This window comes from Neisseria sp. HMSC15G01 (assembly GCF_001808255.1).
Classification (GTDB): Bacteria; Pseudomonadota; Gammaproteobacteria; order Burkholderiales; family Neisseriaceae; genus Neisseria; species Neisseria subflava_A.
Map to the genome: position 1 here is coordinate 1 of NZ_KV792658.1, position 816 is coordinate 816.

Genomic DNA, 816 nt, shown 5'->3' on the forward strand with positions numbered 1-816 from the left:
GGGGATTTTGGGGAATTTTGCAAAGGTCTCAGATAGTACGGCTATGCGAGGCAACGCCGTACTGGTTTAAAGTCAATCCACTATAAGTCTTTTATTCGAGATTCATGTCCAGTTGAGCAAACCCGCCAAACAAAACAAAAAACCCGCAGCATAGCTGCGGGTTTGATACCTATTTAACACTAAACCAGTATTACCATTCGTAGTTCACGCCTACGTTGTAAGATGCAGAGCCGCCTGAAGAGGTGCCGACTGCAAGACCGGCCTTGGCTGCAAAGTTTTCATTGAAGCGGTAGCCTGCACCGACTGCAACTGCGGTGTCAGATTTGAAACCACCCAAAGCAGCGGTAACGTTAAACTTACCAACGCTGTAAGGTTGGAACAGACCGCTGAGGGCTGCTTGTGCAGCAAGACCTTGGCGGGTCTCTTTGCGCAGATTAGCTACGTTTTTGTCCAAGTTGTCGATACGCGCTGAGTTTTTAGCAATACCGGCAGCGTGTTGGTTGCTTGCTGTTTGCAGGGTAGCAATATCGGCTTTGTTAGCGGCAACTTGTGTGGCATTAGCTTTAACTGCATCTTGAGCTTGAGCAGCAGCAGTTTGCGCCGCACTTGCTACATTATTGGCAGCATCAGCGGATGTTTTTGCAGCTTTGGCATGGCTTTCAGCAGTTTCAGCAGATTTTTGGGCAACTTCAACAGCACCTTTTACCACTTGAGCTGATTTTTGAGCTTCAACAGCTATTGTTCTTACGCTTTCTACAGCAGTCTTATCAGCTTTGGTCTCAATTGCTGCTTTATTGGCGTCGATGTCTTGACGGT

1 protein-coding gene is annotated in these 816 nt (G+C 47.5%); it reads right to left on the minus strand.

Going from position 1 to position 816, the window contains the following annotated elements:
• Positions 1-190: 190 nt before the first annotated feature.
• The coding region (locus HMPREF3139_RS02340; RefSeq protein ID WP_210388917.1) for a YadA C-terminal domain-containing protein at positions 191-816 on the minus strand (626 nt) is incomplete at its 5' end.